Raw genomic sequence first — 25,338 nt, 5'->3', positions numbered from 1 at the left:
CCTTTGACTGTGACCGATGACGTTACCCCGACCCCGGACCTGCCCGAGCAGATGCGCGTCCGCCGGGAGAAGCTCGACCGCCTGCGTGCCGAAGGCGTCGAGCCCTACCCGGTCAGCTTCCCGCGCACCGCGACCAACGCCGAGCTCAAGGCCAAACACGAGGGGCTGGGGGCCGACGTCGCGACCGGCGAGCGGGTGGCCGTCGCGGGCAGGGTCATGCTCAGCCGCGTCGGCGGCAAGCTGTGCTTCGCCACGCTGCGCGACGGCAGCGGCGACCTCCAGGTGATGATCTCGCTGGACAAGGTCGGCGAGGAGTCCCTGGCGGCGTGGAAGCGCGACGTCGACCTCGGCGACCATGTGGGCGTGGAGGGCGAGGTGATCACCTCGCGGCGCGGCGAGCTTTCCGTGCTGGCCGACCGCTGGCAGATCACCTCCAAGTGCCTGCGCCCGCTGCCGGAGAAGCACGTCGGGCTCACCGACCCCGAGGCGCGGGTCCGTCAGCGCTACGTCGACCTGATCGTCAACGACGACGCCCGCCGGATGGCGCGGCTGCGCAGCGACACCGTGCGCGCGGTACGCGACTTCTGGCACGACGAGGGCTATCTCGAAGTCGAGACGCCGATGCTCCAGCCGATCCACGGCGGCGCGACGGCCCGGCCGTTCAAGACGCACATCAACGCCTACGGCATGGACCTCTACCTGCGCATCGCGATCGAGCTGTACCTCAAGCGGCTGGTCGTCGGCGGCATCGAGAAGGTCTTCGAGATCAACCGCAACTTCCGCAACGAGGGCGCCGACTCCACGCACAACCCCGAGTTCAGCATGCTGGAGGCGTACGGCACCTACCTTGACTACAACGACATGGCCGACCTCACCCAGCGGATGTACCAGCGGGCGGTGGTGGCCGCGCTGGGCACGACCGTGGTCCGGCGCGACGACGCGGAGATCGACCTGGGCGGCGAGCGCTGGCCGCGGGTCACCCTCTACGGCGCGGTGAGCGAGGCGCTGGGCGAGGAGGTCGTCCCGGAGACGCCGCTGGAGCAGGTACGCAAGCTCGCCGACCGGCGGGAGATCCACTGGGACCCGAAGTGGGGCCAGGGCAAGCTGGTCCAGGAGATCTTCGAGGCGCTGGTCGAGCACACGCTCGTGCAGCCGACCTTCGTCATGGACTACCCGGTGGAGACCTCGCCGCTCACCCGCCAGCACCGTGAAAACCCGCTGCTCACCGAGAAGTGGGACCTCATCGGCTTCGGCACCGAGCTGGGCACCGCCTACTCCGAGCTGATCGACCCGGTGGAGCAGCGGCGCAGGCTCGTCGAGCAGTCGCTGCTCGCGGCCGGCGGTGACCCGGAGGCCATGCAGCTTGACGAAGACTTCCTGACCTCACTGGAATATGCAATGCCGCCGACCGGTGGCGTGGGCGTCGGGATCGACCGGATGATCATGGCGTTCACCGGTCGCAACATCCGCGAGACGATCCTCTTCCCGCTGGTCAAGCCCACCTCGTAAGGCGCTTCAGAGGGCTGCGGCGCCCGCCCACGTGGGAGGCGGGAAGAACCGCCGCAGCGCCTCGGCGAACAGACCCGGCGGCACCGACGCCGGGTTCAGCCTGCGTTGCAGGATCAGCCCCTCCAACTGGGTGATCACCAGCGCCGCGTCGTCCTCGGCGCACTGGGCCGTGCCCGGCCGCCGGCCGGGCATGAGCCCGGCTATCGCCGTCTGACCGGCGGCCCGGCGTTCGGCCAGACGCGCCATGAGTTCGGGTCGTGTCATTGCGTGACGGCGAAACTCCGATTCCAGGGCCCAGCGGCACGAGTCGTTGTCCGCGAGCGTGGCCAGATAGTCACCCAATGCGGCGAAGTCTGGATCGTCGGTACATTGCCGGATGATTTCCTCGATGTCGCGAAGATGACCTGCGGCATGAAGGTCGAACAACGTGAGGAAAAGTTCATCCTTTCCGGAAAAATGCGAGTAGAGCGCACCGATCGTGTAACCGGCCTGGGCGGCGATCTCGTCCACCGAGGCCCCGGCGTACCCGTGCTCTGCGAAGACCTGGGCGGCTGCGGCCAGTAGCAGCTCACGAGTGCGGGCCTTGGCCGCCGCCCGGGTCAACCGTAAAGGCGGTCCCATATCGTGAGTACTCCACATAGCGAGCGCTATGTCAATAGCGTGGGCTACTCATATGACCGTCGCCGCTTGACGACCTTTCTCAATCCCGTTTACCGTTCACGACGACGACGAGAGACAGACCACACTCACGCCGGGCATCGTCGAGTTCCGTGGTTGGCTGAAGGGGGCTCCGATGGCTTATCCAAGAGTGGATTTCCTTCACGACGATGACACTACGGAGGTGCATGGGATCGGACTCAGCGACGACGACCTGCTCCTGCTCGCCGAGCTGGCGAAAGGGGTCACGGTTGACCGCGTGGGCCGCCGGCTCGATGTGAGCGGCCGCACGGTGCGGCGCCGCCTGCGCGGCATCTGCGACCGCATCGGCGTGGCCACCGCCATCGAGGCGGTCGCCTGGGCGGCACGTCGTCAACTCATCTGATCTGGCGGCGCCGCCGGTCCCGCACTGACCGGACGTCACCGCCTGCTCTTCCCGGCCGGACTCCGCACAGTCGGCCGGAAACACCGCACACGGCCGAAAACGGCCGACCGGGCCCGTATCCGACGTCAGACCCGGCGCAGACCCTCACCCGCGCCTCCGCACGACACGGCACTCGGGCCGCCCAGTAAGACCCGCGGAGGAGCGCGTCAGTCGGCGATCCGCACGGCCCCGGCATACGGCCGGTTGCCGATGGGGGCGATGTGGATGACGTCACCCGTCTGGGGGGCGTGCACCATCATCCCGCCACCGATGTAGATGCCCACGTGATGCAGGTCGCTGTAGAAGAACACGAGGTCGCCCGGGCGTAGCTCCTCCCGGGGAATATGGGCGCCGGCCGTCCACTGGTCGCCGGTGTAGTGCGGCAGGCTGATCCCGACCTTCTGGTATGCCCACATAACCAGGCCGGAGCAGTCGAAGCCGTTGGGGCCCTCGGCGCCCCAGACGTACGGCTTGAGCTGCTGGGTGAGCGCGTACCGTGCGGCCTGCGCCGCCTTGCCGTCGCCGGGGATGGGCACCTCGACCTTGACCCGGCTGCCCGCCGAACTGCCGGAGCGCCGCATGGCCTCCTTGAACAGGTCGCTCTCGGCCTGCTCGACCAGCTTGCTGATCTTGTCGCGCTTGCCCTCGATCTCATCGACCAGCTCGGTGACCTCGGCCGTCCGGGCCTTGGCGCTCTCCCGGGCCCGCTCGGCGGTCTCCATGGCCTTGGTGACCTGGGCGACCTGCTCGCCCTGCTGCTGTTCGAGCGCGTAGGTGGTGGCGGCGCGGTCGAGGAAGGCGTCGGCGTCGCCGGTCGCGCCCAGGGCCATGGCGGGGCCCAGGCCGCCGCTCATGTACGCGTTCTGGGCCAGGAGCTGGGCCTTCTGGCGCTTGCCCGCGAGGTCGGACTCACTGGTCGCCAGCGTCTTCTTGGCGAGGTCCGCGGCCCGCTTGGCCTGCGCCAGCTTGACCCGCTCGCCGTTGTACCGCTCGGTCAGCGTGCCGATCTCCTCGTGCAGCTTCTCGACCTGAGCCGACAGCTCCTTCAGCGAGGGTTTGGGATCGGCGGTCGCCGCCATCAGCGGCGTGCCGATGCTCAGCGCCAGGAACGCGGCCGTGACGACCGCGAGGCGGGCCAGGCCGGTACGCCTGCCCGTGCTCCCCGTGCCCTCAGAAGCCGTTTCCGCGCTTTCTCGGGGCCCCCTGCGCCGCGGCCCGCCGCCGCCCGAACCGGAACGAACACTGCCACCCGCGTGCTTTCCGCCACGGCTGCGCGTGCGCGTCACCGACCAGCTCCTCTCATCGACGCCTACCGGGTTAGCTGACGGGTTCGGGCCGGAGGAGCCCTACCGGGCCGCCGTACGGCCGGCTCGGATTCACCCCAGGGGCGTGGTGGGTCCCCGGTTCCCCGCAGGGGATTCGGCGGTCAGCGATGGCTGACATCGGCCTGGACATTAGTGCACATGTGGTTCGCGCTCAACCAGAACCACGAAGTCTGTAGAGCTTTCACAACCGAAGTATCACGACGAGATCACGACTTCTGATGATCATATTTGCTGATTTGTCTGGGTCTGTGGGTGTTTAGGCAGGTCCGCGGCTTGTGTCGGGCGGCCGGGCCGTACGGCGGAACATGTCGAAGCATCACGAATCTCACCGTGACCGGCATGTCGCTCATCGTGTCTCGTTACGATCGGGGACTGAGTTACGGGGGAGCCGTAAAGGGAAGGGGGAAGCACGTACGCTGGACCTCCATGGAGCAGGTCACGGAGGGGCCCGGCGGGCCTGTCACGCGTGGCGAGGGGCACGAGAGGGCACGCGGTGAGGTCATCGTCCGGCGGGCGAGAACCGCTGACGTGCGCGCGATTCGCCGGCTGGTCGACATCTACTCGGGTGCGGGGCTGCGGCTGCTGAAGAAGGCCACGGTGACCCTGTACGAAGACGTACAGGAGTTCTGGGTGGCCGAACTGAACGGCAGAGTGGTGGGGTGCGGGGCCCTGCACGTGCTCTGGGAAGACCTGGCGGAGATCCGCACGGTGGCGGTCGATCCCGCGTTCAAGGGGTACGGCATCGGCCATCGCCTGGTGTCCGCGCTCATCGCCACGGCCCGCGACCTCGGCCTTGAACGCGTCTTCTGTCTGACCTTTGAAGTGAACTTCTTCGCGGAACACGGATTCCGCCCCATCAACGGCACACCGGTGGCCCCCGAGGTCTACGCGGAGCTGCTGGACTCGTACGACGAGGGTGTGGCGGAGTTTCTCGATCTTGAACATGTCAAGCCCAACACACTGGGCAACACGCGAATGCTCCTGCACCTTGAGGCGGACCCCAGGGGCTGACCGTGGGGAAAGGTGACTGTTGATCCCTATATCGATACGTTGTGCAGCAGCCAATGCATGTGCGCCTGACGACGCCGCATGCGCAGTCGAAGCGAGGTGACGCGGTGAGCACGGGACAACCGCCGTATCCGCAGGACGACCCCGAGCGCAACCACGCGGCGCGATCGTCGGGGAACCCTGATTACGGCCACTACCAGCAGGGTCAGGGCGGGCCTTCCGATCCTGACGCGACCATGGTGAGCGGCTACCGGGCCGACCCCGGATCCAACCCGCAGCAGCCCCAGTACGGCCAGCAGTACGGCCAGGACTATGGCCAGCAGTACGGCCAGCAGCCCGGATACGGGCAGCAGCAGCAGTACGGCCAGCAGGGCTACGAACAACAGCAGTACGGCCAGCAACAGGGCTACCCGCAGCAGCAGCAGGGCTACGGCGGGCAGCAGCAGTACGAGCAGCAGCAGTACGCCCAGCAGCAGCCGGACTACGGCCAGCAACAGGGCTATGGCCGGCAGCAGGAGGGTTACGGCCAGCAGCAGTACGGGCAGCAGGGGTACGAGCAGCAGCAGTACGGCCAGCAGCAGGGCTACCCGCAGCAACAGGGTTACGGACAGCAGGCTCAGTACGGGCAGCAACAGGGTTACCCGCAGTCCGGTTACGACCAGGGTCACGCCCAGCAGTACGGCCAGCAGGGCTACGAGCAGCAGCAGTACGCTCAGCAGCAGGGCTACCCGCAGCAGCAGGCCTACGGCCAGCAGCCGTGGGGCGCGCCCGGCTACGGGGCGCCGACGGCCCCGCTGGCCGAGTGGTGGCAGCGGCTCGTGGCGAGGCTGATCGACGGCGCGATCTTCGGCGTCGTGAACTTCATCCTCAGCTTGATCCTGAGCAGCCTCCTGATCACCTCCTACAACCCGACGACGGGAGAGTTCGGCGGCGGCTTCCTGCTGGCGGGCATCATGACCTCGGTCATCGGGGGACTGCTCTACGTCGTCTACGAGGTCGTCATGACCCGCATGCGCGGTCAGACGGTCGGCAAGATGGCCATGGGCATCCGTGTGGTCCCCGTGTCCGGCGCCACCGGCTCCGGCGGCCTGGACTCGACGACCGCCCTCAAGCGGGCCGGCTCCCTGTGGGGGCCGTACGTTCTCTACGGCGTCCCCTTCCTGGGCTACCTGCTGGGCCTGGGCGTCCTGGTGAACGTCCTGTGGCAGTTCTGGGACAAGCCGCTGCAGCAGACCCTCAGCGACAAGTTCGCCATGACCATGGTCGTCAAGGCCAGGTAGGCGTCAAGAGCGAGAAGTTCGGTGTCCGGGCCGGTCAGTGGCCGGCCGGGCCGCCCATAGGGCCGGTGGATCCCCACCGGCCCTATTTCGTGTTCAGTGAAGTGTCCAGATGAAGACGGACTTGACCCGCAAAATTGGGGCAGAAACGGGACAGGCCATCATCGGCGCGGGCGTGCCCGCGCGTGCCGCCGTCGCGAACAAGCGATCCCGGATTGGGACCGCGGACAGGTGACCATATGCGTGCCGGCAGAGGATCGCACAAGTGAGCGGGGACAGAAGAGCGGACAACGGGACGGACATGACGGCCATGCCGTCAGAGGACGGCTCCACCCGTAGTGCTTCTGTCGCGCATGATCCGCATGATCCATCGGCGGTTCCCGCCGAATGGTGGGAGCGGATGGCCGCGCGCATCATCGACGCCGTCCCGTTCGTGGTGCTCTATTACATTCTCTTCGCGGTGTTCTCGGCCCTCTTCGGCCCGGCGGACGTCATCGCCGCGGCGGCCGTGGATGGGGCCCGGGCGCATACCTCGCTTCCCCGTCTGATCGCCTGGTTGATCTCCGGAGCCGCCTTTGCGGTCTATGACGTTGTGCTGCATTCCCGGTACGGCCGGACTCTCGGCAAGCACGTGTTGCGGATCAGGCTGATCCCGGCGGGCGGCGGTGTTCTGACAACGGCCGCGCTGGCGAAACGCGCGGCCATGCTCCCCGGCCCGATGGCGGCGATGGACATTGCCGTGCTCAATCTCCTGGCCGGGGTCTTCCTGTTCGTCGTCGGGCTGTTCATCCTGGTGGACAAGCCCTCCCAGCAGGGGCTGCACGACAAGGTCGCGGGCACGATGGTGGTCAGAAGGCCGCGCTGACCGGGGTTTGCGGCCGATCATAGTGATCATCTGCGCATGCCGCCTGATTTTTCACAGACGTTTTACAGACTCCATCCGGTAAGCGGGCTGGAGAGACAGCCATTAAGCTGTGGTAGGGAGGAGGGCCGGAGGTAGTCGCCCCTGTGGCCTACACCGGCGGACGGCCGCGCTAAGGTCGTGCCCAGGAGCCCCCTTGGAGGCCCGGTCCGGCCGGTAGCGTGGCAGACCGGCACGCCTGGGAGAAAAGCGGGCGTACCCAATCTGACCAGGACCCCGACGTGAGGACGAATGATGGATGTATTGTCCGCCTTGTTACCGCCGGTCGTCGTGGGCGCGGCGTTCATCTACGGCATCGTGAAGCTCGTGCGTTCCGAAGCGGCAGCAAGGCGTGCAAACCAGCACGATGAGGCCCGCGAGCCTAACTGATCCTCTCACGCCCGGCCTCGGTCGCAAACCTCTTACCGAGTCGAATTGTGTCCGCGATCGGACGGGTATATGTTTGGCATCGAATGAAACAATGCCCAGCGAAAGGAAAGCCCTAGATGGCCAAGCAGATCCAGGAGATTCTCATCGACGACCTCGACGGGGGGGAGGCCAATGAGACGGTCGCCTTCGCGATTGACGGCACGTCGTATGAGATTGACCTCAGCGACCTGAACGCCAAGAAGCTGAGGGACGCGCTGTCGCCTTTCGTGCAGAGTGCGCGCAGGGCGGCTGCGGTGACCGGCCGCCGCCGCGGAGGCCGGGGCAGCCAGCGCGCGATGACGCGTGAGAAGAGCTCGGAGATCCGGGCCTGGGCCAAGGCCCATGGTCTTCCGGTCAGCGAGCGCGGGCGGATCGCCTCTTCGGTGGTGGAGCAGTACGAAGCCGCCCACTAGAGGCGGTGCGGAGCTGCAGTAGAGACGGCATGCCACGGCGACGTGCGTCGCCGTGCGCGGACGCGCCGGATCTCTGTCGGAGCGTGCGCTTATGACGGTCGCCTAAGGACCCCGGCGACCGCCATAAGCGCATGATCATCGGAGTCGCCCGAAACAGTCGTTCGCTTGGGGCGTATCGGGAACACCTCACCCCCGGTCAGTAGTTTCATAGAGGGTGAACGCCCTGCTCTTGGGGAACGTCTTCCCTGGGGCACCTCTTTCGGCAACAGGGCGAGGTTCGCCGAGCCAGGGCTACCATGCGGGATGACGAGCCCGGATCTCCCGGGCACGCCTGACCGCTCTGTGAGGAGCGACGAGATGTTCGAGAGGTTCACCGACCGCGCGAGGCGGGTTGTCGTGCTGGCCCAAGAAGAGGCCAGGATGCTCAACCATAACTACATCGGCACTGAGCACATCCTTCTTGGCCTGATCCACGAGGGTGAGGGCGTCGCGGCCAAGGCTCTGGAGAGCCTGGGCATCAGCCTTGAGGGCGTGCGCCAGCAGGTCGAGGAGATCATCGGCCAGGGCCAGTCGGCGCCGTCGGGGCACATTCCGTTCACCCCGCGCGCCAAGAAGGTCCTTGAGCTGTCGCTCCGTGAGGCTTTGCAACTGGGCCACAACTACATCGGCACCGAGCACATCCTGCTCGGGCTGATCCGCGAGGGCGAGGGTGTCGCCGCGCAGGTGCTGGTCAAGCTGGGCGCAGACCTCAACAGGGTGCGCCAGCAGGTGATCCAGTTGCTGCACGGCTACCAGGGCAAGGAGCCGGCCGCGGCCGGCGGCCCGCAGGAGGCCGCGCCCTCGACCTCGTTGGTGCTCGACCAGTTCGGCCGCAACCTGACCCAGGCCGCCCGCGAGGGCAAGCTCGACCCGGTCATCGGGCGCGAGAAGGAGATCGAGCGGGTCATGCAGGTGCTGTCCCGCCGTACCAAGAACAACCCGGTCCTGGTGGGCGAGCCCGGCGTGGGCAAGACCGCCGTGGTCGAGGGGCTGTCCCAGAAGATCGTCAAGGGCGAGGTGCCCGAGACGCTGAAGGACAAGCAGCTCTACACCCTCGACCTGGGCGCCCTGGTGGCCGGGTCACGTTACCGCGGTGACTTCGAGGAGCGCCTGAAGAAGGTGCTCAAGGAGATCCGCACCCGCGGTGACATCATCCTGTTCATCGACGAGCTGCACACCCTGGTCGGCGCGGGCGCCGCGGAGGGCGCGATCGACGCCGCCAGCATCCTCAAGCCGATGCTGGCCCGCGGCGAGCTCCAGACCATCGGTGCCACCACGCTCGACGAATACCGCAAGCACCTGGAGAAGGACGCGGCGCTGGAGCGCCGGTTCCAGCCGATCCAGGTGGCCGAGCCCAGCCTCAGCCACACGATCGAGATCCTGAAGGGCCTGCGCGACCGTTACGAGGCGCACCACCGCGTGTCGATCACCGACAGCGCGCTCGTGGCCGCCGCCCAGCTCGCCGACCGCTATATCAGCGACCGGTTCCTGCCGGACAAGGCGATCGACCTGATCGACGAGGCGGGTTCGCGGATGCGCATCCGGCGGATGACCGCGCCGCCCGACCTGCGGGAGTACGACGAGAAGATCGCCAATGTGCGGCGCGACAAGGAGTCCGCGATCGACGCGCAGGACTTCGAGAAGGCCGCCGCGCTGCGCGACCAGGAAAAGCAGCTCCAGCTCAAGCGTGAGCGCCGGGAGAAGGAGTGGAAGGCCGGCGACATGGACGTCGTGGCCGAGGTCACCGAGGAGCTGATCGCCGAGGTTCTGGCGACGGCCACCGGCATCCCGGTGTTCAAGCTCACCGAGGAGGAGTCCCAGCGGCTGCTGCGGATGGAAGATGAGCTGCACAAGCGGATCATCGGGCAGGACGATGCGATCAAGGGCCTGTCGCGGTCGATCCGGCGGACGCGCGCCGGGTTGAAGGACCCGCGGCGTCCGGGTGGGTCGTTCATCTTCGCCGGTCCGTCCGGTGTGGGGAAGACCGAGTTGTCCAAGGCGCTGGCGGAGTTCCTGTTCGGCGATGAGGACGCGCTGATCATGCTGGACATGTCGGAGTTCATGGAGAAGCACACGGTCTCGCGGCTGTTCGGCTCTCCTCCCGGCTATGTCGGGTATGAGGAGGGTGGCCAGCTCACCGAGAAGGTGCGGCGCAAGCCGTTCTCGGTGGTGTTGTTCGATGAGATCGAGAAGGCGCATCCGGACATCTTCAACTCGCTGTTGCAGATTCTGGAGGACGGCCGGCTGACCGACGCTCAGGGCCGGGTGGTCGACTTCAAGAACACGGTGATCATCATGACCACCAACCTGGGCACGCGGGACATCTCCAAGGGCATCGGGGTCGGGTTCGCGCGTAACAACGACGCGGAGAGCAACTACGACCGGATGAAGTCGAAGGTGCAGGAGGAGCTGAAGCAGCACTTCCGGCCGGAGTTCCTGAACCGGGTCGATGACACGGTGGTGTTCCACCAGCTCACCCCGAAGGAGATCATCCAGATCGTCGACCTGATGCTCAACCAGGTCGCCGATCGCCTGAAGGACCGCGACATGGGTCTGGAGCTGACCCAGGAGGCCAAGCAGTTGCTGGCCGACCGGGGCTACGACCCGGTGATGGGCGCCCGGCCGCTGCGGCGGACCATCCAGCGCGAGCTGGAGGACACCCTGTCGGAGAAGATCCTGTACGGCGAGCTGCGCCCCGGCCAGATCGTCAAGATCGCCATCGAGGGCGAGGGCGAGAACGCCAAGTTCACCTTCATCGGTGAGCAGGCGCCGGCGTCGCTGGTTCCCGACTCGGCTGCGTCGATCGTCGAGGCCGGACAGCGCTGAGCTGCCGGTAGATCGACCGATCGAGACCCCGCGTGGCATCCGCCACGCGGGGTCTCGCATTTGCGGGGCATCTTTTGCCGGGCCCCCGGTATCTCGCCACCAGATGTAGTACTACACTGCGTAGAGCGAATACGGCCAAGTCTGCTCCCAGTGGCTCACAAGTGGCCACCCATAGTGTGGCGTCGGCCCCCGGGGGTCACCCGTGCGGCGTAGTCCGCAATGGGCTCCAGGGGTGACGCGAAACCCGCTTTCCGGGGGGCATGCTCGGGCAGACCAGCCGAATTCGGCAGGGAGGGGATTCCCGCCCGGCCCCACAACGGGCGGCGGGAAGCGCTTCACACACGTAGCACGCTGGAGGCACCGGATGCGCATGCGCCACGACGACGGCACGCTCGTTCACCTGGCTTACAACGCCGGTGTTCACCCCGCCGAAGACCTGGAAAACCTGATCGCGCACCTCACCCGCTACGCGATGCCCGTGCGCAAGCGGCTCGGAGTCGAGCGGATGGGCGTCGGCCTGTGGCTCGCCCCCAGCGTGGCCGACCATCTGATCGCCGACCGCATCGAGCTGGTCCGGCTGCGTCGCTCGCTGGAGGAGCGCGGCCTGGAGGTCGTCAGCCTCAACGGCACGGGCGGCCGTAACCAGGAGTCGCCCGGTCCCGACTGGGCCAAGCCCGAGCGCTACCGCTACACCATGGCCCTCGCCAAGATCCTCGCCTTCCTGCTGCCGGACGACGTGGAATTCGGCAGCATCTCCACCATCCCGATCGGCTGGCGCCGTGACTGGCCGGCCGACCTGCACGCCATCGCCTCCCAGCGGCTCGAACGCCTCTCCCGCGAACTGCGCGGCCTGTACAGCGTGACCGGCAAGACCATCCGCGTCGGCTTCGAGCCGTGGCCGGGCTGTGTGCTGGAGACCACCGAGCAGGCCCTCGAACGCGTCGGCGGCATCGACTCCAAGCACCTCGGCGTCTGCCTGGACGCCTGCCACCTCGCCGGCGGCCCGGAGGAGCCCGGTACGGCGCTGCGCGAGCTGGCCCGGGCGGGAGCCCCGGTGGTGAAGCTCAACCACGTCCACGACCACGCTGGGCAGGCGCGGGGCGAGCTGCCGACCACCCGTTCGGTGCTTGAGGACACACTGAGGGCGATGCTGTCGGGCACCGTGGCGGGGACCGCGCACGTCGAGGTCGAGACCCACGACCTCACGCTGCCGGTCCGGGCCAAGGGGCCGGGCGCGCTCGTTTCCGCCCTCGCCGAGGAGCTCGACTGGGCCCGCCGCAACCTCACCTCGCTGGGCCTCCAGCTCGCCGCCTGACCCGCCCACCCGGCGCGAGACCCAAAAGCGAGACCCAGGAGCGAGACCCAAGGACTCAAGGGCGGCCCCCACGGTCGGCCGCCCTTGAGTGTTCCTGGCCCGCCTACGGCCCCGATCCTTGCCGGTCAGGGCCCGTTACGGGACAGCCCGGGGGTCAGGCCGGGCGGACGCTCGACGGGTCGTCGATCCAGTCGATACCGCCGAGCAGACCCGCCCCGCAGCGCTGGTTCACCAGCCAGCCCTGGCTCAGCGTCGAGGTACGCGTGGCGCCGATGGGCTGCTTGGCGCCACTGCCGTCCACGCAGCCCTCGCCGCGGGTGCGGGCCTCCTGCTCGATCTGGTCGCTGCTGGGGCCCTCGTCCCACGGGTCCGCCGAGGCGACGGCGGGCAGCGCGAACGCGCTCAGGGCCGCGGCGCCGGTGACGAACCCGACGGCCAGGCGGCGCACGATGGTTCTGTACATGATCGCTCCTTGGTAGGGGGGAACCTGCCTGTCCGATCATGCACGTTGTGTGATTGCATCACTACTTACCGTGACGGGAGGGTGTTGTTACCGAGCCTCCTGTTCTCTGTGAGACGCTGGGTTCAGCCGAGGAAGCCGGTCAGGGCGTCGATGACCGCCTGGGGCCGTTCCTCGGGGATGTAGTGGCCGCAGTCGGCCACCTCGATGACCTGGACGTCGGTGCCCTTGGCGGGCATCGTGTCGCGCAGGTTGGCGTAGTTGCTGCGGTCGCCGCCGAGGACGAGCATCGGGGCGGTGACGCGCCCGTAGGTCCGTTCGTCCTCGATGTCGCGGTTGAAGGTCTGGTACCACCCGTTGCCCGCGCGGATGGCGTCGGCGGTGGAGTACGCGAGCGCGTAGACCTGGCGGGACCGCTCGTCGATGAAGCCCGCGTCGTCGGCCTGGCGGTCGAACAGCCAGTCGCCCAGCAGGCGGTGCCGGCCCTCAAGGAGCTTCTCCGGCAGGCCACGGACCTGGTTGAAGGCGAACCACCACAGGAAGGAACGCGCGCCCTCCTCGATGACCGAATCGACGTGCTGGCCGGGCCCGGGGAGCAGGCGCAGGGCGGACCATGACTCGTCGGGGTGGGCGACGTCCAGGAGTGCGATCTTGGTGGTGGCCTCGGGGTGGTTGGCCGCGTAGGCGTAGGCGACCATGGCCCCGATGTCGTGGCCCGCGATGCTGACGGTCGTCAGGCCCAGGTGGCGGACGAGCGCGTGGATGTCGGCCGCCATCGTCTTCTTGTCGTAGCCGCCGGCGGGCTTGCCGGAGCCGCCCATGCCGCGCAGGTCCACGGCGATCACCCGGTAGCGGCGGGCCAGGGCGGGCATGACCTTGTTCCACTGCCACCACGTCTGCGGCCAGCCGCCGAGCAGGAGCAGCGGTTCACCGCCGCCGCCCTCGACGTAGTGCAGCCGCACGCCGTTCACCTCGGCGTGCCGGCTGGTGAACGTGCCCGGCAGCGAGCGCGCGAGGGCGGCGTCGCCGAGGGTGTCGTTCGCGGACATGGCGTCCCCTATCGTTCGACTGTACGGAAATCTCGTATGAATGACAGTACGAGATGTTCGTACAGTTGGACAAGAGGCGTGAAGCCGGTCGTACGAGAATCACGTACAGTTGTCCCGTGGCCGTACTGCACCATCCCGCCGCCGAAGAGATCGAACTGGTCGATGTGCTCGCCGCCCTGGGGCACCCGGTGCGCCTGGAGGTCGCCCGCGCGCTGGCCTCCGGCGAGGAGCGGTTCTGTGGCGAGATCCGGCCCGACGTGCCCAAGTCGAGCATGACCCACCACTGGCGGACCCTGCGCGAGAGCGGAGTGATCCACCAGCGCCGGGCCGGCCGCAAGCTCTACCTCACCCTCCGCCGCGCCGACCTGGAGGCCCGCTTCCCCGGCCTGCTCGACATCGTCCTCAGGTAGGCTGGCCGCCGCCGCTGCCCAGCCGGGCGGTGACCTCGATCTCGATGCGCATCCGGGGGTCGGCCAGGCGGCAGGAGATCATGGTGGCGGCCGGGCGGATGTCGCCGAAGTGCCGGCGCAGGGTCGGCCAGCACTGCTCGAAGTCGGCGGGTTCGGGCAGCATGTACGTCACCCGGACCGTGTCGGCGAGCGTGCCGCCCGCCTCGCGCAAAGCCTCCTCGATGTTGCGCAGGCACTGCCGCGTCTGTTCCACCACGTCCTCGGAGATCGTCATCGAGCGGTAGTCGAAGCCCGTCGTACCGGACACATGGACCCATCCATCGACCACGACCGCCCGCGAGTAGCCGATCCGCTCCTCGAACTCCGAGCCACTGCTGATCAATGAGCGTGCTGTCGTCATGGCACCGCATCCTCACAGCACGACCGGCGATATGTCCAAGATGAAGAGTTGACAGCACTGATATCTCTGGCGATATGGATCCGTCTCGCCCGGAGTTGGAGCTGCGCCACCTGCACGCGCTCATCGACGGCCCGGCCGCCCACCTGATCTACGAGGGGGACGCCGCCGACCCCTCCTGGGCCCGGCGGGTCCTCGCCCGGCACATCGGCTCCCTCGCGGGTTAACGCACCAGCCGCAGGGTGGGCGTACGGCGGGCCAGCAGGCCGAGCAGGAGCACGGTGACGGCGGCCAAGACGATCTGGGCCGCAGTGTCCAGGGTGGTCCTGGCGAAGACCACGCTGCCGAACAGGGTGTGACTCACCAGTGCGCCGCCCGCCAGCCAGATGGTGTGCGTCGCGGTCCAGTCCCGGGCGGCGGACCAGCGTACGGCGAGCCCGCCCGCCGTACCGGCCAGCGCGGCGGCCAGCGCCATGGGCACGAGCACCCACAGACCCTCTCCGACGGCGGGCGGCGTGCCCGACGGGATCAGCAGGGCCAGGAACCCTCCGGTGGCGAGCGCGGCGAGCAGCCCCGCGACGTACGGCCGTGGCGCCCGCGGCCCCGAGGCGCGGACCGTGCGGCCGGGAAGCACCTTGAGGGCCAGTACGGCGAGCACGCACCCCAGCGCGGTGACCCCGACCAGGACCGCCGCCGGGGCCTGGTACCCCGGGTCCATGTACGGCGGGATGAGCACCCGGACCATCGCCACGCCGAGCACGGCGACGACCGCCGTCCCGATCAGGCCGCCCCGGCGCAGGTAGGGGCGGTGGCGGTTGGCGGGATGGATCAGGTCGGTCAGGGCGATCGGGATCAGCACGCTGAAGACGACGTGGTACCCCGCCTGCGCCTCCCAGTAGGCGGTGTTGAGGCCGAGTACGCGTGGCCCCCACTCGGCCGCCTGGTACAGGTTCGGGCTGGACAGCGCCTGGAGGCCGATGCCGTCCTCGGCCAGCTCGTAGACCAGGCCCAGCAGGATCAGGCTCGGCAGGCCGCCGCCGACGCGGCGGACCGCCTCCCTGATCAGCAGCACGCCCGCGCCGTACATCGGCACCAGCAGCGGCAACAGCCACAGCGCCTCCAGCGACACCGCGCCGCCGGTCAGCTCCGCGCACACCGGCGCCAGCACGACCAGGGTCAGCGCCGCGCGCCGGGCTCCTCGCATGGCAGGTCCTCCGTGTTACTCAGTCGAGTAAAAGTTACCTAAGCTGAGTAACTGGAAGCAAGCGGACCCCGGATTGCGCTGGTCAGGGCCCCGCCGTTAGCGTTCTGGCGATGACATCGGCCGAGCACACCTTCACCGCGGCGGCACGGCGGACGCAGATCGTCGCCGCGACCATCGGCGCGCTCGCCGAGCTGGGCTACGGCCAGACCACCTTCAAGCGCATCGCCGAACGCGCCGGCCTGAGCAGCACCCGGCTGATCTCCTACCACTTCGCCGGCAAGGCCGAGCTGATGGGCGCCGTGGTGGCCGAGGTCTACGGCACGATGGATCGGTTCATGGCCGAGCGGATGACCGGCCTGCCGGACTCACGGGCGCGGCTGCGGGCGTACATCGCGGCGGTGGTCGAGTTCGTCGCGGAGCACCGGCCGCAGATGGCGGCGCTGATGACGATCTTCATGAACCACCGCGAGCCGGAGGGCGGCGGGCGTTCCTACGAACCGGGCGACGACCGCGTCGTGATCGGGCGGGTCGAGAGCATTCTCCGCCAGGGGCAGGCCGACGGCGAGTTCCGGGACTTCGACCCGTTCATCATGGCGGCGACGATCCAGCGCAGCCTGGACGGCCTGCCGTACCTGCTCCAGACCAGGCCGGACCTCGACCTCGCCCACTACACCCGCGAACTGCTGACGCTCTTCGACCTGAGCACCCGCGCCACGCCGGACTGAGCGCTCGCTCGTCACTGGGGGATGACGGCCAGCGGCAGGCGGTAGGTGCCATCGGTGAGGGCCTCGGCCAGGCCGTCGTGGACCAGGCCGTCGAGGGCGCGTTCGCGCTGGACGGGGTCGGACCACACGGCGTCCAGGGCGGCCTTGGGCACCGGGTCGTGCGAACCGCGCAGTACGGCGAGCAGCCGGCCCCGGCACTGGCGGTCGGTGCCCGCGTAGGTCTGGCCCTTGCGCGCCGGGCCGTCGTGCGGCGGGCGGCCGGCGAGCCGCCACCGGCACAGCGCGGCGATCGGGCAGTCCGCGCAGCGCGGCGCGCGGGCGGTGCAGACCAGCGCGCCCAGTTCCATGACGGCGACGCCCCAGGTGGGGGCGTCCACCGTGGGAAGCAGGCGGGTGGCGAGGGCGCGTTCGGCGGCGGTGGTGGCCTTCGGCGGGTACTCCTCGCCGCGCACCGCGCGGGCGAGGACGCGCCGCACGTTGGTGTCCAGTACGGGGTGCCGGCCGCCGAAGGCGAAGCTGGCCACGGCGGCGGCGGTGTACTCGCCGATGCCGGGCAGCGCGCGCAGCGTGTCGTGGCCGGCGGGCACCTCGCCGCCGTGGTCGGCGGTGATGGCGCGGGCGCAGGCGTGCAGGTTGAGGGCGCGGCGCGGGTAGCCGAGCCGGCCCCAGGCGCGTACCGCCTCGCCGGGCGGCTCGGCGGCCAGGTCGCGCGGGGCGGGCCAGCGGGCCAGCCACTGCGCCCAGACCGGCAGCACGCGGGCCACCGGCGTCTGCTGGAGCATGATCTCGCTGACCAGGACGCCCCAGGGGGTCGCGTCCGCACGCCGCCAGGGCAGGTCGCGGGCGTGCGTGCCGTACCAGTCCAGCAACGGCTCACGCAGGGGATTGGACTCGGCCACCAGTCGAACCTAGCGCAGCCCCCTGGACCAGAAGCCCGGGTTGTGCGGGATTGCCGTTGAAACGCCTGCTCAACGCCCAGGTTGTCGCCGACCGGCAAGGATTCCGCATACTGTGTGTATGGATCCGGACGCGTTCCGCGACGATCTCCGTGGGGTGGATCCCGAGATTTACTGGCGCCGCAGGATGGCGCTGCTCGTCGCCATGCTCATCATCGTCGCCGTGGTGGCCTGGGCCTGTTCCAGGACATCCGACGCGCACCGGCCGCCGGTCGCGCCGGCCGCGCCGGCCGCGCGGGCCACGCCCACCGGCCCGGACCCGCTGGCGGCGCTCCAGGCCAGCCCGCGCCCGGGGCCGTACGCGACCCCGGGCGCACGCAAGGACCCCACGCCGCGGACCTCCCCGACCCCCGCTCCCACGCCGTCACCGAACACCGTGACCACCCCCGCCACCCGCCCCGGCGACCCGTGCGCCAAGAGCGACCTGGTGCTGAACCTCCAGGGCGAGCAGCAGATATACCCGGGCGGCACGCGGCCGAAGTTCGTGGTGACCCTGGTCAACACCGGCGACGTCATGTGCAAGACCGACGTCGGGCCGCGCGCCCTGGAGGTCAGGATCACCTCGGGCGCCGACCGGATCTGGTCGACGTCCGACTGCATCAGCGGCGACGGCGTCGAGATCAAGCGCCTGGAGCGCGGCATCCCCTACGTGCGCCCGGTCGAATGGGACCGGCACCGCTCGGGCGGCCGTTGTGGTACGGCCCGACCGGGGGCGCGCCCCGGCACCTACGTGGCCGCCGTCTACGCCGATGACCTGCAAAGCCCGCCCAAGGCGGTGTTCCACCTCCGCTAGGCCGGGCGGACGCCCCGCACGTAGTAGAGCATGATCGGCAGCTCGCCTTCGTCCTCGACGGTGAAGCCCGCGCCGGGCAGCAGCCCGGCCAGCAGGTCGCGCGGGTCGTGCCGCATGGCCGGGCCGAACAGCGCCCCGGCGACCCGGGCCAGCAGCGGATTGGCCGGCGGCCTGGACTCGGCGATCAGCACCCGCCCGCCGGGCCGCAGCACCCGGAACATCTCCCGCGCGGCGGCGGCGCGGGCGTCCGCCGGGATGTGGTGGACGGCCAGGCTGGAGACCACCACGTCGAAGGAGGCGTCCGGGAAGCCGAGCGCCTGGCCCTCGCCCACCTGGTAGGAGCAGTTGGCGGGGGCCCGGTCGCGGGCGTGGTCGATCATCGCGACGGACGGGTCGATGCCGGTCACGTGCCCATCGGCCCCGGCGACCGGCGAGATGATCCGGCTCAGGTAGCCGGTGCCGCAGCCGACGTCGAGGACCCGATGCCCGGGACGGACCCCGGCCAGGGACGCCAGCCGGGTGAACAGCTCGCGCCGCCGCCCGAGAAAACCGGCCCGGGACACGATCTCGTAGGCGCGCGGACGGTCGATCGTCCCGCCGTGGTCGGCGTGCTCATGGTGATCATGCAGAGGTTTGCCCAATGCCATCCCATCTCTCCCCTCAGGCGAATCAGGTCGGACTATCAATTCTGCCCCTCCCGGCTCACCTGGCCACCTGGTTAATCACACCCGGTCGGCCTCCTCCTCCGGCAGGGACTCCGGCGAGCGCCGCGCCGGGGGCGCGGCGACGTACGTCATCGCCGCGCCGTCCGTGGCCGCCTGGTCCGCGCCCCGCCGTACCTGGAACCGCGCGTCGCTCAGCAACGTCGCCGCCCCGAACCCCGCCGCGCGCACGAACTCCGCCTCCTCGAAGTCGGTGCGGCCGGTGAACGCCGCCCCGCGGAACTCCGCGCGCTGCGCGAACCCGGCCTTGCCGAACCGGGCCGACCCCGAGAACACCGCGTCCTGGAAGTCCGCCCGGCCCGCGAACTTCGCCTCGCCGAACGCGGCCCGGCCGCCGAACTCCGCGTCGGCGAACCCCGCGCCCCCGGCGAACTCGGCCCCGCCGAACCCCGCGTCGCCGCCGAACCGCGCCTTGCCGAACCAGGCGTTGTCCAAGAACTCGGCCCCGCCGAACTCCGCGTCGTCGTGGAACACCACGTCGCCGAACCCGGCCCGGCCGCCGAACTCCGCCCCGCCGAACCTCGCCCGGCCCGTGAACTCCGCCGCGCCGAACTCCGCCTCCCGCTCGAACCGGGCCGCGCGGAACACCGCGTCGCCCCAGAACAACGCGTCACTGAACCTGGCGGACGCCGCGCGGCAGTCCTGGAAGTCGAAGTCGATGAGAGTGGCCCCGGTCAGATCGAGGCGGATGCCGGGCCAGAAGCGGTCGGCCGGCGTGGCCGCGCGGGCCCGGCGGCCTTGCGGCGGCGATGCGCAACGGCGCAGGTGGTCGGCGAGGATGCGCTGGGCGGTGAGCCGGACCTGTCGCTCCTCGTGCGGGTCGCGGCCCTGCGCGGGGGCCGGGCGGCGGGCCAGACGGGCGTGGTAGGCGCGCTGCGCGGCGCGGATCCTGCGAAGCCGTTCGTTCTCCCGGGGCGGGTGGTAGGGCATCCGGAGGTAGGCGCAGATCACGTCCGCGATCGTCTGCCGCAGGGCGGGGTTGTTCTGCGCCAGCCGTTCCAGCGCGTACAGGCCGGCCAGCCGCACCGGGGCCTGGGAGTGGCCGAGCTGCTCGGCCGCCTTGCCGTACCGATCGGTGTCGTGGCCGCGCTCGCCGAGCTGGAACGTACGGCGGGCGGTGTCGGCGTTGCGGGCGGTGTAGTAGACGGCGACCAGCGCCGCCGTACCGGTGGCCATGGTCAGCGCCCGGCCGCGCGTGGCGTCGATGGCCGCCGCCAGTTCCTTGCCGGCCAGCCCTCCGACGCCGTCGATGTGCTCCAGCACCCACAGCGCGCCGGGCCCGAGCACCCACACCAGCCCGGTGAGGAACACGAGCCCGGCCGCGGTGAGGACCGGTTTCGCGGGATCACGCATGAGTCGCACAGGCTCACGGTGCCCGAGGACCGGCGGCCCGGGTGATGGATTTGCCGATCATGGCGGCAATTCACCATCGGGGCACCCGGCGCACCGCAGGTTATCGACGCGGAGGTCAGACGTAACGTTCCAGAATGGAGGACTCGGCCAGCCGGGACAGCCCTTCGCGGACGTTGCGCGCCCTGGCCTCGCCGACGCCGCCGACCGACTGGAGGTCGTCGATGCTGGCCGCGAGCAGCTTCTGCAGCCCGCCGAAGTGGTTGACCAGCCGATCGACGACCGTGCCCGGCAGCCTCGGCACCTTGGCCAGCAGCCGGAAGCCGCGCGGGCTGACCGGGGTGTCCAGCGCCTCCGCGCCGGTGTGGCCGAGCACCTGGGCGACCTTGGACAGGTCGAGCAGGTCGCTCTGGGAGAGCTGGTCGAGGTCGTGCAGCGCGTCGGCGACCTTGCGCACGCGCCGCCCGCCGGCCGGGAGGTAGTCGCGGACGATGAGGTCGCGGTCGGGCTCGACCCCGGCCACCAGCTCGTCGAGCTGGAGCGTGAGCAGCCGCCCGTCGGTGCCCAGCTCCACCACGTAATCCTCGATCTCGCGGGCGATCCTGCGGACCATCTCCAGCCGCTGCGCGACCACCGCGACGTCGCGGACCGTCACCAGGTCCTCGATCTCCAGCGCGGACAGCGTGCCGGACACCTCGTCGAGCCGGAGCTTGTAGCGCTCAAGGGTGGCCAGGGCCTGGTTGGCCTTGGACAGGATGACCGCCGACTCCTCCAGCACGTAACGGATGCCGTCGAGGTACAGGGCGATGATCCGCATGGACTTGCTGATCGAGATGACCGGGCGGCCGGTCTGCTTGGCCACCCGCTGCGCGGTGCGGTGCCGGGTGCCGGCCTCGTCGGTCGGGATCGACGGGTCGGGCACCAGGTGCACCGCGGCGCGCACGATCTTGTAGTCGTCGCGCAGCACGATCGCGCCGTCCATCTTGGCCAGCTCGCGCAGCCGGGTGGCGGAGAAGTCGATGTCCAGCTCGAAGCCGCCGCTGCACAACTGCTCGACCGTGCTGTCGTAGCCGAGCACCACCAGGCCCCCGGTGTGCCCGCGCAGGACCCGCTCAAGGCCGTCGCGCAGCGCGGTGCCGGGTGCGACCTCGGCAAGGGTGGCTCTTCGCCGCTCGTCGATCCCCTTGTCGTTCGTTGCCACATGACCCCCGCTGGTCCCGCCTACGCATGACCCCCGCCGCGCTCTACCACACTCCAGCTTACCGGCGCGCCAGGAGATCGGTCGTGTCTCGTGGCACGGCCGGTGGAACGTCAGGTGACATGCCGGAGCGCGTCCCACACGTGCTCCGCCTCCGTGACGTCGAAACCGGACGCCAGGCTCGCCGTACGGTCGCCCACCGGCACCAGCGACGCCGGGCCGCCCTCCTGGACGTCGAGCGATCCGGCGGGCACCAGCGCCCGGGAGAATCCCAGCCGGGCCGCCTCCGACAGCCTCCTGCGCACGTCGCGGACCGGGCGCAGCTCGCCCGCCAGCCCGACCTCGCCGAGCACCACCATGCCGGCCGGCAGCGGCTTGTCACCGGCCGCGCTGGCGACCGCGAGCAGCACCGCCAGATCGACCGCCGGGTCGCCCAGCCGGATGCCGCCGACCGTGGCGGTGAAGACGTCGCAGCCGCTCAGCCGGGCGTTGAGCCGGCGCTCCAGGACGGCGAGCACCATAGTGACCCGGAACGGGTCGAGCCCCGAGGAGGTGCGCCTGGGCTGCTGCGCCTCGGTACGCGCCACCAGCGCCTGGACCTCGGCGGGCAGCGGGCGGGTGCCCTCCACCGTGACGGTGACACATGTGCCCGGCACCGGCTCGCCGCGCCGCGAGACGAACAGCCCGGTCGGGTCGGTCAGCCCGTCGATGCCGCGCTCGTGCAGGTCGAAGCAGCCGACCTCATCGACCGGGCCGAACCGATTCTTGATCGCGCGGACCAGCCGGAGCCGGGAGTGACGGTCGCCCTCGAAGTGCAGCACCACGTCGACCAGGTGCTCAAGGACGCGCGGACCGGCGATGGAGCCGTCCTTGGTGACATGGCCGACGAGCACGGTGGACATGCCGCGCTCCTTGGCCAGCCGCACGAGGTTGCCCGCCACCTCGCGCACCTGGGTGACCCCGCCGGGCACGCCGGTGGACTGCGCCGAGCCGATGGTCTGCACCGAGTCGACGATCAGCACGTCGGGGCGGACCTGCTCGACGTGGGTGACCAGCGCCGACAGGTCGGTCTCGGCGGCCAGGTAGAGGCGGTCCTGCAGCGCGCCGATGCGGTCGGCGCGCACCCGGACCTGGGCCGCGGACTCCTCGCCGGTGACGTACAGGACGGTCTCGGCGCGGGCGATCCGCGCCGCCGCCTCAAGCAGCAGTGTGGACTTGCCGATGCCCGGCTCGCCGGCCAGCAGCACCACCGCGCCGGGCACCAGGCCGCCGCCGAGCACCCGGTCCAGCTCGCCGACCCCGGTGGTGCGGGCCGCCGCGATCTCGGCCCTGACCTGCCCGATCGGCACGGCGGGCGCGGTTACCGCCCCGGCGGTCGCCACATGGACCCCGCCCTTGGCGCCCTCCTCCTCGACGGTGCCCCACGCCTGGCACTCCCCGCAGCGCCCGACCCACTTGGTGGCACGCCACCCGCACTCCGCGCAGCGGTAGCCGGGCTTTTGCGCAGTCTTGGCCATGCACCGCAGGCTAGCGGGCCGCGCCGACAATCCGGCCCACAAACAGGCCGACGAACCGGCCGACGAACCGGCCGACGAACTTCAGTAGCACTTCCAGCGCAGCACGTTGGGGTAGGCGATCTCCAGGCCGGGGGTCTCGGCGATGGCCTGGTCGGCGACCTCCGGCGTGAACTCGATCCGCAGCACCGCCTCCAGGTCGGCCCGGCGGTCGAAGACCATCCGCAGGTCGAGGGGGCGGCGCTGCCAGCCCTGGCGGGTCCAGAAGTCCTCCACGGCGCGGGTGGAGTAGGTCGGCACGGTACGGCTGAACCACCGGCCGAAGGCGCCGCGCGTGGCGTCCAGGTCGATCACGAAGGCCGCCCCGCCCCGCCGTACGACGCGGGACAGCTCGATCAGGCCGGGCTCGCAGCCGGGGCCGAAGAAGTAGGCCCAGCGGGCCACGGCCACGTCCACCGACGCGTCGGGCAGCGGCAGCGCCTGAGCCGATCCGGCGCGGACGCTGACGTTGGGCAGCGACGCGCAGCGCCGTACGGCGAGCGCCGCGAGGTCGCCGTGCGGCTCGACCCCCACCACCTCGCGTGCCACGTCGGCGAACGACGGCAGGTGAAACCCGGTGCCGCAGCCGATGTCGAGCACGACCGCGCCGGTCAGCGGCCTGATCTCGGCCAACGCGGCGTCGGCCCGGCGTTCCGGATCGACCGCGCGGTTCTCCAGCTCGTAGGTCCGGGGGTTGTTCCAGATGTTAGGGCTGGGAATGGCCCCTTTGGCGATCCGACCCATGGTGTCGAACCTTACGCGCTTCCCGGCCGAGTGACGTGCCCCACGGACACTATGACGCCACTGTTCGGCGCACCGGCTTAGTCTGGCTTATGTGCGGTGTCAACCGAATGCGGTGTCTACCGAATGAGGTCGCGAAGTGAGTGACGTGCTCCGGGTGCCCAGTGCCAAGATCGCGCTGTCGACCGCGTCGGTCTACCCTGAGCGCACGCCCGACGCGTTCGAGCTGGCGGCCCGGCTGGGGTACGACGGCGTCGAGATCATGGTGGGCGCCGACCCCGTGAGCCAGGACGTCGACGTCCTGGAACGGCTGGTCGATCACTACCAGCTTCCGATCCTGGCCGTCCACGCCCCCTGTCTTCTGGTGACCCAGCGCGTGTGGGGCCGCGACCCATGGGCCAAACTGGTGCGGGCGCAGAAGGCGGCCGAGCGGCTGGGTGCGCGCACCGTCGTGGTACACCCGCCGTTCCGGTGGCAGCGCGACTACGCCAGCGACTTCGAGACCGGCCTGGCCCGGATGCGTGAGGAGACCGACGTGACCTTCGCGGTGGAGAACATGTTCCCGCTGCGGGCGCGCGGCAACGAGGTCGTGCCCTACGCCCCGAGCTGGAACCCGGTAGACCACGACTTCCCGCAGGTGACGCTCGACCTGTCGCACACGGCGGTGTCCGGGACCGACGCCCTGGAGATGGCCGCCAAGCTCGGCGACCGGCTGGCCCACCTGCACCTGGCCGACGGCGTCGGCACGCCCAACAAGGACGAGCACCTGGTGCCCGGCCGGGGCGGCCAGCCCTGCGCGCCGATTCTGGAACGGCTGGCCACGACCGGCTACGGCGGACTGGTGGTGCTGGAGATCAACACGCGCAAGGCGGCGAGCCGCAGTGAGCGGGTGGACGACCTCGCCGAGGGGCTGGCCTTCGCCCGCCTGCACCTCGCGGCGTCCACGGCCGGCGCATGAGCGAGTCCGGCGCCGGGCGGGCGGGCACGGCGCAAGAACACGAGAGCGGTACGGCGGCGCGCCGGCGTCCCGGCAGGCGGCCGGGCACCGCCGACACCCGCGGCCAGATCCTGGCCGCGGCCAGCAAGATCTTCGCCGAGAAGGGGTTCGACAAGGCCACCATCCGGGGCATCGCCCGGGAGGCCGCGGTGGACCCGGCTCTCGTCCACCACTACTTCGAGAGCAAGGAAGGCGTCTTCGTCGCGGCGATGCGGCTGCCCGCCGACCCCGGTGAGGTGGTGACCCGCGTACTTGAGGGGCCGCGGGACCAGGTGGGGTACCGGCTGGTCAAGGAGATCCTGACGGTCACCGCCGAGCCGGCGGCCCGCGAGCCGATCCTGGCGCTGATGCGCACCGCGATGACCAACGATCAGGCCCTGGCGATGATCAGGGAGTTCATCACCCGGGCCATCCTCGGGCGGGTGATGGCGGTCGCCGGGGTGCCGCCGATGCGGATGGAAGCGGCGTTCTCGCAGATCTTCGGGATGCTGATGATGCGCTACATCGTGCGGCTGGAACCGCTCGCCTCGGCCAGTATCGAAGAGGTCGCCGAGCTGGTCGGACCTGCCATCCAGCGGTACCTGACGGGCGACTGACCAGACGGGGGTGCCCCCGCCCGCACAATACACCGAGCATTGTTCTAGCCTGGTGCCCTGTCGC

The 25,338-nt window shown here is 70.0% G+C and carries 27 protein-coding genes and 1 riboswitch; of the genes, 15 read left to right on the top strand and 12 right to left on the bottom strand.

What is annotated here, in order from left to right; translation table 11 throughout:
- Positions 1–9: 9 nt before the first annotated feature.
- Positions 10–1,509, top strand: a complete 1,500-nt coding sequence (gene lysX, locus ACH34R_RS17805; RefSeq protein WP_397562542.1) for a bifunctional lysylphosphatidylglycerol synthetase/lysine--tRNA ligase LysX — start codon at positions 10–12, stop codon at positions 1,507–1,509.
- Between the two features lie 6 nt (positions 1,510–1,515).
- Here lysX and ACH34R_RS17800 read toward each other — a convergent pair whose 3' ends face one another.
- Entirely contained in the window at positions 1,516–2,130 is a 615-nt protein-coding gene (locus ACH34R_RS17800; RefSeq protein WP_397562919.1) for a TetR/AcrR family transcriptional regulator, read from the bottom strand.
- Positions 2,131–2,350: 220 nt separating this feature from the next.
- Between ACH34R_RS17800 and ACH34R_RS17795 the strand changes: the two genes are divergently transcribed.
- Positions 2,351–2,551 (top strand): LuxR C-terminal-related transcriptional regulator, encoded by a 201-nt coding sequence (locus tag ACH34R_RS17795; protein ID WP_158557798.1) that lies wholly within the window; start codon positions 2,351–2,353, stop codon positions 2,549–2,551.
- Between the two features lie 206 nt (positions 2,552–2,757).
- Here the strand turns inward: ACH34R_RS17795 and ACH34R_RS17790 are convergent, their stop codons facing one another.
- Positions 2,758–3,876 (bottom strand): NlpC/P60 family protein, encoded by a 1,119-nt coding sequence (locus ACH34R_RS17790; RefSeq protein ID WP_397562541.1) that lies wholly within the window; start codon positions 3,874–3,876, stop codon positions 2,758–2,760.
- Positions 3,877–3,881: 5 nt separating this feature from the next.
- Positions 3,882–4,025, bottom strand: a riboswitch (cyclic di-AMP (ydaO/yuaA leader).
- A 391-nt stretch (positions 4,026–4,416) separates the two neighbouring features.
- On the opposite strand from ACH34R_RS17790, the gene ACH34R_RS17785 reads away from it, so the two are divergent.
- The 7 genes from ACH34R_RS17785 (at position 4,417) to ACH34R_RS17755 (ending at position 12,123) form a co-directional block, all read left to right on the top strand.
- Positions 4,417–4,926: an amino-acid N-acetyltransferase gene (locus ACH34R_RS17785; protein ID WP_397562918.1), complete on the top strand. Its 510-nt coding sequence runs from the start codon at positions 4,417–4,419 to the stop codon at positions 4,924–4,926.
- 104 nt (positions 4,927–5,030) lie between these two features.
- On the top strand, positions 5,031–6,203 hold the full coding sequence (locus ACH34R_RS17780) for an RDD family protein (RefSeq protein ID WP_397562540.1): 1,173 nt from the start codon (positions 5,031–5,033) through the stop codon (positions 6,201–6,203).
- A gap of 298 nt (positions 6,204–6,501) precedes the next feature.
- Positions 6,502–7,065, top strand: coding sequence for an RDD family protein (locus ACH34R_RS17775; RefSeq protein ID WP_397562539.1), 564 nt, complete (start codon positions 6,502–6,504; stop codon positions 7,063–7,065).
- Positions 7,066–7,353: 288 nt separating this feature from the next.
- Positions 7,354–7,491, top strand: coding sequence for a hypothetical protein (locus ACH34R_RS17770; protein WP_158557795.1), 138 nt, complete (start codon positions 7,354–7,356; stop codon positions 7,489–7,491).
- Between the two features lie 116 nt (positions 7,492–7,607).
- Positions 7,608–7,943 (top strand): Lsr2 family protein, encoded by a 336-nt coding sequence (locus ACH34R_RS17765; protein ID WP_111165000.1) that lies wholly within the window; start codon positions 7,608–7,610, stop codon positions 7,941–7,943.
- Between the two features lie 357 nt (positions 7,944–8,300).
- Entirely contained in the window at positions 8,301–10,808 is a 2,508-nt protein-coding gene (locus ACH34R_RS17760; protein WP_397562538.1) for an ATP-dependent Clp protease ATP-binding subunit, read from the top strand.
- Between the two features lie 364 nt (positions 10,809–11,172).
- Complete coding sequence (locus ACH34R_RS17755; RefSeq protein ID WP_397562537.1) at positions 11,173–12,123, top strand: TIM barrel protein; 951 nt, start codon at positions 11,173–11,175, stop codon at positions 12,121–12,123.
- A gap of 154 nt (positions 12,124–12,277) precedes the next feature.
- Here ACH34R_RS17755 and ACH34R_RS17750 read toward each other — a convergent pair whose 3' ends face one another.
- Both ACH34R_RS17750 and ACH34R_RS17745 read right to left on the bottom strand, forming a co-directional pair.
- On the bottom strand, positions 12,278–12,586 hold the full coding sequence (locus ACH34R_RS17750; protein WP_397562536.1) for a hypothetical protein: 309 nt from the start codon (positions 12,584–12,586) through the stop codon (positions 12,278–12,280).
- 122 nt (positions 12,587–12,708) lie between these two features.
- Complete coding sequence (locus ACH34R_RS17745) at positions 12,709–13,632, bottom strand: alpha/beta fold hydrolase (RefSeq protein ID WP_397562535.1); 924 nt, start codon at positions 13,630–13,632, stop codon at positions 12,709–12,711.
- 116 nt (positions 13,633–13,748) lie between these two features.
- Between ACH34R_RS17745 and ACH34R_RS17740 the strand changes: the two genes are divergently transcribed.
- A complete protein-coding gene (locus ACH34R_RS17740) occupies positions 13,749–14,042 on the top strand; it encodes an ArsR/SmtB family transcription factor (protein ID WP_397562534.1) in 294 nt (97 codons plus the stop codon).
- Here the strand turns inward: ACH34R_RS17740 and ACH34R_RS17735 are convergent.
- The gene (locus ACH34R_RS17735; protein ID WP_397562533.1) at positions 14,035–14,442 is read right to left on the bottom strand and encodes a RidA family protein; all 408 of its coding nucleotides are present in this window, start codon (positions 14,440–14,442) and stop codon (positions 14,035–14,037) included. The genes ACH34R_RS17740 and ACH34R_RS17735 overlap by 8 nt on opposite strands.
- Positions 14,443–14,516: 74 nt before the next feature.
- Here ACH34R_RS17735 and ACH34R_RS17730 point away from each other — a divergent pair, with 74 nt between their 5' ends.
- Complete coding sequence (locus tag ACH34R_RS17730) at positions 14,517–14,666, top strand: hypothetical protein (RefSeq protein WP_397562532.1); 150 nt, start codon at positions 14,517–14,519, stop codon at positions 14,664–14,666.
- Here ACH34R_RS17730 and ACH34R_RS17725 read toward each other — a convergent pair.
- On the bottom strand, positions 14,663–15,643 hold the full coding sequence (locus tag ACH34R_RS17725) for a hypothetical protein (RefSeq protein WP_397562531.1): 981 nt from the start codon (positions 15,641–15,643) through the stop codon (positions 14,663–14,665). The genes ACH34R_RS17730 and ACH34R_RS17725 overlap by 4 nt on opposite strands.
- A 110-nt stretch (positions 15,644–15,753) precedes the next feature.
- On the opposite strand from ACH34R_RS17725, the gene ACH34R_RS17720 reads away from it, so the two are divergent.
- Positions 15,754–16,368 (top strand): TetR/AcrR family transcriptional regulator, encoded by a 615-nt coding sequence (locus tag ACH34R_RS17720; RefSeq protein ID WP_397562530.1) that lies wholly within the window; start codon positions 15,754–15,756, stop codon positions 16,366–16,368.
- A gap of 11 nt (positions 16,369–16,379) precedes the next feature.
- Here ACH34R_RS17720 and ACH34R_RS17715 read toward each other — a convergent pair whose 3' ends face one another.
- Positions 16,380–17,267 (bottom strand): A/G-specific adenine glycosylase, encoded by an 888-nt coding sequence (locus ACH34R_RS17715; RefSeq protein ID WP_397562529.1) that lies wholly within the window; start codon positions 17,265–17,267, stop codon positions 16,380–16,382.
- A 118-nt stretch (positions 17,268–17,385) separates the two neighbouring features.
- Here ACH34R_RS17715 and ACH34R_RS17710 point away from each other — a divergent pair, with 118 nt between their 5' ends.
- A complete protein-coding gene (locus tag ACH34R_RS17710) occupies positions 17,386–18,117 on the top strand; it encodes a hypothetical protein (protein ID WP_397562528.1) in 732 nt (243 codons plus the stop codon).
- On the opposite strand, the gene ACH34R_RS17705 is transcribed toward ACH34R_RS17710, so the two are convergent.
- From ACH34R_RS17705 to ACH34R_RS17685, 5 genes are all read right to left on the bottom strand, one after another.
- Entirely contained in the window at positions 18,114–18,764 is a 651-nt protein-coding gene (locus ACH34R_RS17705; RefSeq protein WP_397562527.1) for a class I SAM-dependent methyltransferase, read from the bottom strand. The genes ACH34R_RS17710 and ACH34R_RS17705 overlap by 4 nt on opposite strands.
- A 75-nt stretch (positions 18,765–18,839) precedes the next feature.
- The gene (locus ACH34R_RS17700) at positions 18,840–20,192 is read right to left on the bottom strand and encodes a pentapeptide repeat-containing protein (protein WP_397562526.1); all 1,353 of its coding nucleotides are present in this window, start codon (positions 20,190–20,192) and stop codon (positions 18,840–18,842) included.
- Positions 20,193–20,307: 115 nt separating this feature from the next.
- Positions 20,308–21,390, bottom strand: coding sequence for a DNA integrity scanning diadenylate cyclase DisA (gene disA, locus ACH34R_RS17695; protein WP_397562525.1), 1,083 nt, complete (start codon positions 21,388–21,390; stop codon positions 20,308–20,310).
- A gap of 110 nt (positions 21,391–21,500) precedes the next feature.
- Entirely contained in the window at positions 21,501–22,904 is a 1,404-nt protein-coding gene (radA, locus tag ACH34R_RS17690; RefSeq protein ID WP_397562524.1) for a DNA repair protein RadA, read from the bottom strand.
- An 81-nt stretch (positions 22,905–22,985) separates the two neighbouring features.
- Positions 22,986–23,684, bottom strand: a complete 699-nt coding sequence (locus tag ACH34R_RS17685) for a class I SAM-dependent methyltransferase (protein WP_397562523.1) — start codon at positions 23,682–23,684, stop codon at positions 22,986–22,988.
- 136 nt (positions 23,685–23,820) lie between these two features.
- On the opposite strand from ACH34R_RS17685, the gene ACH34R_RS17680 reads away from it, so the two are divergent.
- Together ACH34R_RS17680 and ACH34R_RS17675 are read left to right on the top strand one after the other, a co-directional pair.
- The gene (locus ACH34R_RS17680; RefSeq protein WP_397562522.1) at positions 23,821–24,639 is read left to right on the top strand and encodes a sugar phosphate isomerase/epimerase family protein; all 819 of its coding nucleotides are present in this window, start codon (positions 23,821–23,823) and stop codon (positions 24,637–24,639) included.
- A complete protein-coding gene (locus ACH34R_RS17675; RefSeq protein ID WP_397562521.1) occupies positions 24,636–25,274 on the top strand; it encodes a TetR family transcriptional regulator in 639 nt (212 codons plus the stop codon). The genes ACH34R_RS17680 and ACH34R_RS17675 overlap by 4 nt, the downstream gene beginning before the upstream one ends.
- The last annotated feature ends 64 nt before the right edge of the window (positions 25,275–25,338 follow it).

The sequence above is a fragment of the Spongiactinospora sp. 9N601 genome, assembly GCF_044326295.1.
GTDB lineage: Bacteria > Actinomycetota > Actinomycetes > Streptosporangiales > Streptosporangiaceae > Spongiactinospora > Spongiactinospora gelatinilytica.
Note: the sequence above shows the minus strand (reverse complement) of the source record. Positions and strands in the feature narration are given on the sequence as shown.

Coding starts and splice junctions, on each gene's coding strand:
- ACH34R_RS17800 (WP_397562919.1), bottom strand. CDS start 2,130: ATGGGACCGCCTTTACGGTTGACCCGGGCGGCGGCCAAGGCCCGCACT.
- ACH34R_RS17735 (WP_397562533.1), bottom strand. CDS start 14,442: ATGACGACAGCACGCTCATTGATCAGCAGTGGCTCGGAGTTCGAGGAG.
- ACH34R_RS17745 (WP_397562535.1), bottom strand. CDS start 13,632: ATGTCCGCGAACGACACCCTCGGCGACGCCGCCCTCGCGCGCTCGCTG.
- ACH34R_RS17760 (WP_397562538.1), top strand. CDS start 8,301: ATGTTCGAGAGGTTCACCGACCGCGCGAGGCGGGTTGTCGTGCTGGCC.
- ACH34R_RS17710 (WP_397562528.1), top strand. CDS start 17,386: ATGGATCCGGACGCGTTCCGCGACGATCTCCGTGGGGTGGATCCCGAG.
- ACH34R_RS17765 (WP_111165000.1), top strand. CDS start 7,608: ATGGCCAAGCAGATCCAGGAGATTCTCATCGACGACCTCGACGGGGGG.
- ACH34R_RS17775 (WP_397562539.1), top strand. CDS start 6,502: ATGACGGCCATGCCGTCAGAGGACGGCTCCACCCGTAGTGCTTCTGTC.
- ACH34R_RS17675 (WP_397562521.1), top strand. CDS start 24,636: ATGAGCGAGTCCGGCGCCGGGCGGGCGGGCACGGCGCAAGAACACGAG.
- ACH34R_RS17705 (WP_397562527.1), bottom strand. CDS start 18,764: ATGGCATTGGGCAAACCTCTGCATGATCACCATGAGCACGCCGACCAC.
- ACH34R_RS17770 (WP_158557795.1), top strand. CDS start 7,354: ATGATGGATGTATTGTCCGCCTTGTTACCGCCGGTCGTCGTGGGCGCG.
- ACH34R_RS17725 (WP_397562531.1), bottom strand. CDS start 15,643: ATGCGAGGAGCCCGGCGCGCGGCGCTGACCCTGGTCGTGCTGGCGCCG.
- ACH34R_RS17755 (WP_397562537.1), top strand. CDS start 11,173: ATGCGCATGCGCCACGACGACGGCACGCTCGTTCACCTGGCTTACAAC.
- radA (WP_397562524.1), bottom strand. CDS start 22,904: ATGGCCAAGACTGCGCAAAAGCCCGGCTACCGCTGCGCGGAGTGCGGG.
- ACH34R_RS17685 (WP_397562523.1), bottom strand. CDS start 23,684: ATGGGTCGGATCGCCAAAGGGGCCATTCCCAGCCCTAACATCTGGAAC.
- ACH34R_RS17750 (WP_397562536.1), bottom strand. CDS start 12,586: ATGTACAGAACCATCGTGCGCCGCCTGGCCGTCGGGTTCGTCACCGGC.
- ACH34R_RS17700 (WP_397562526.1), bottom strand. CDS start 20,192: ATGCGTGATCCCGCGAAACCGGTCCTCACCGCGGCCGGGCTCGTGTTC.
- ACH34R_RS17720 (WP_397562530.1), top strand. CDS start 15,754: ATGACATCGGCCGAGCACACCTTCACCGCGGCGGCACGGCGGACGCAG.
- ACH34R_RS17730 (WP_397562532.1), top strand. CDS start 14,517: ATGGATCCGTCTCGCCCGGAGTTGGAGCTGCGCCACCTGCACGCGCTC.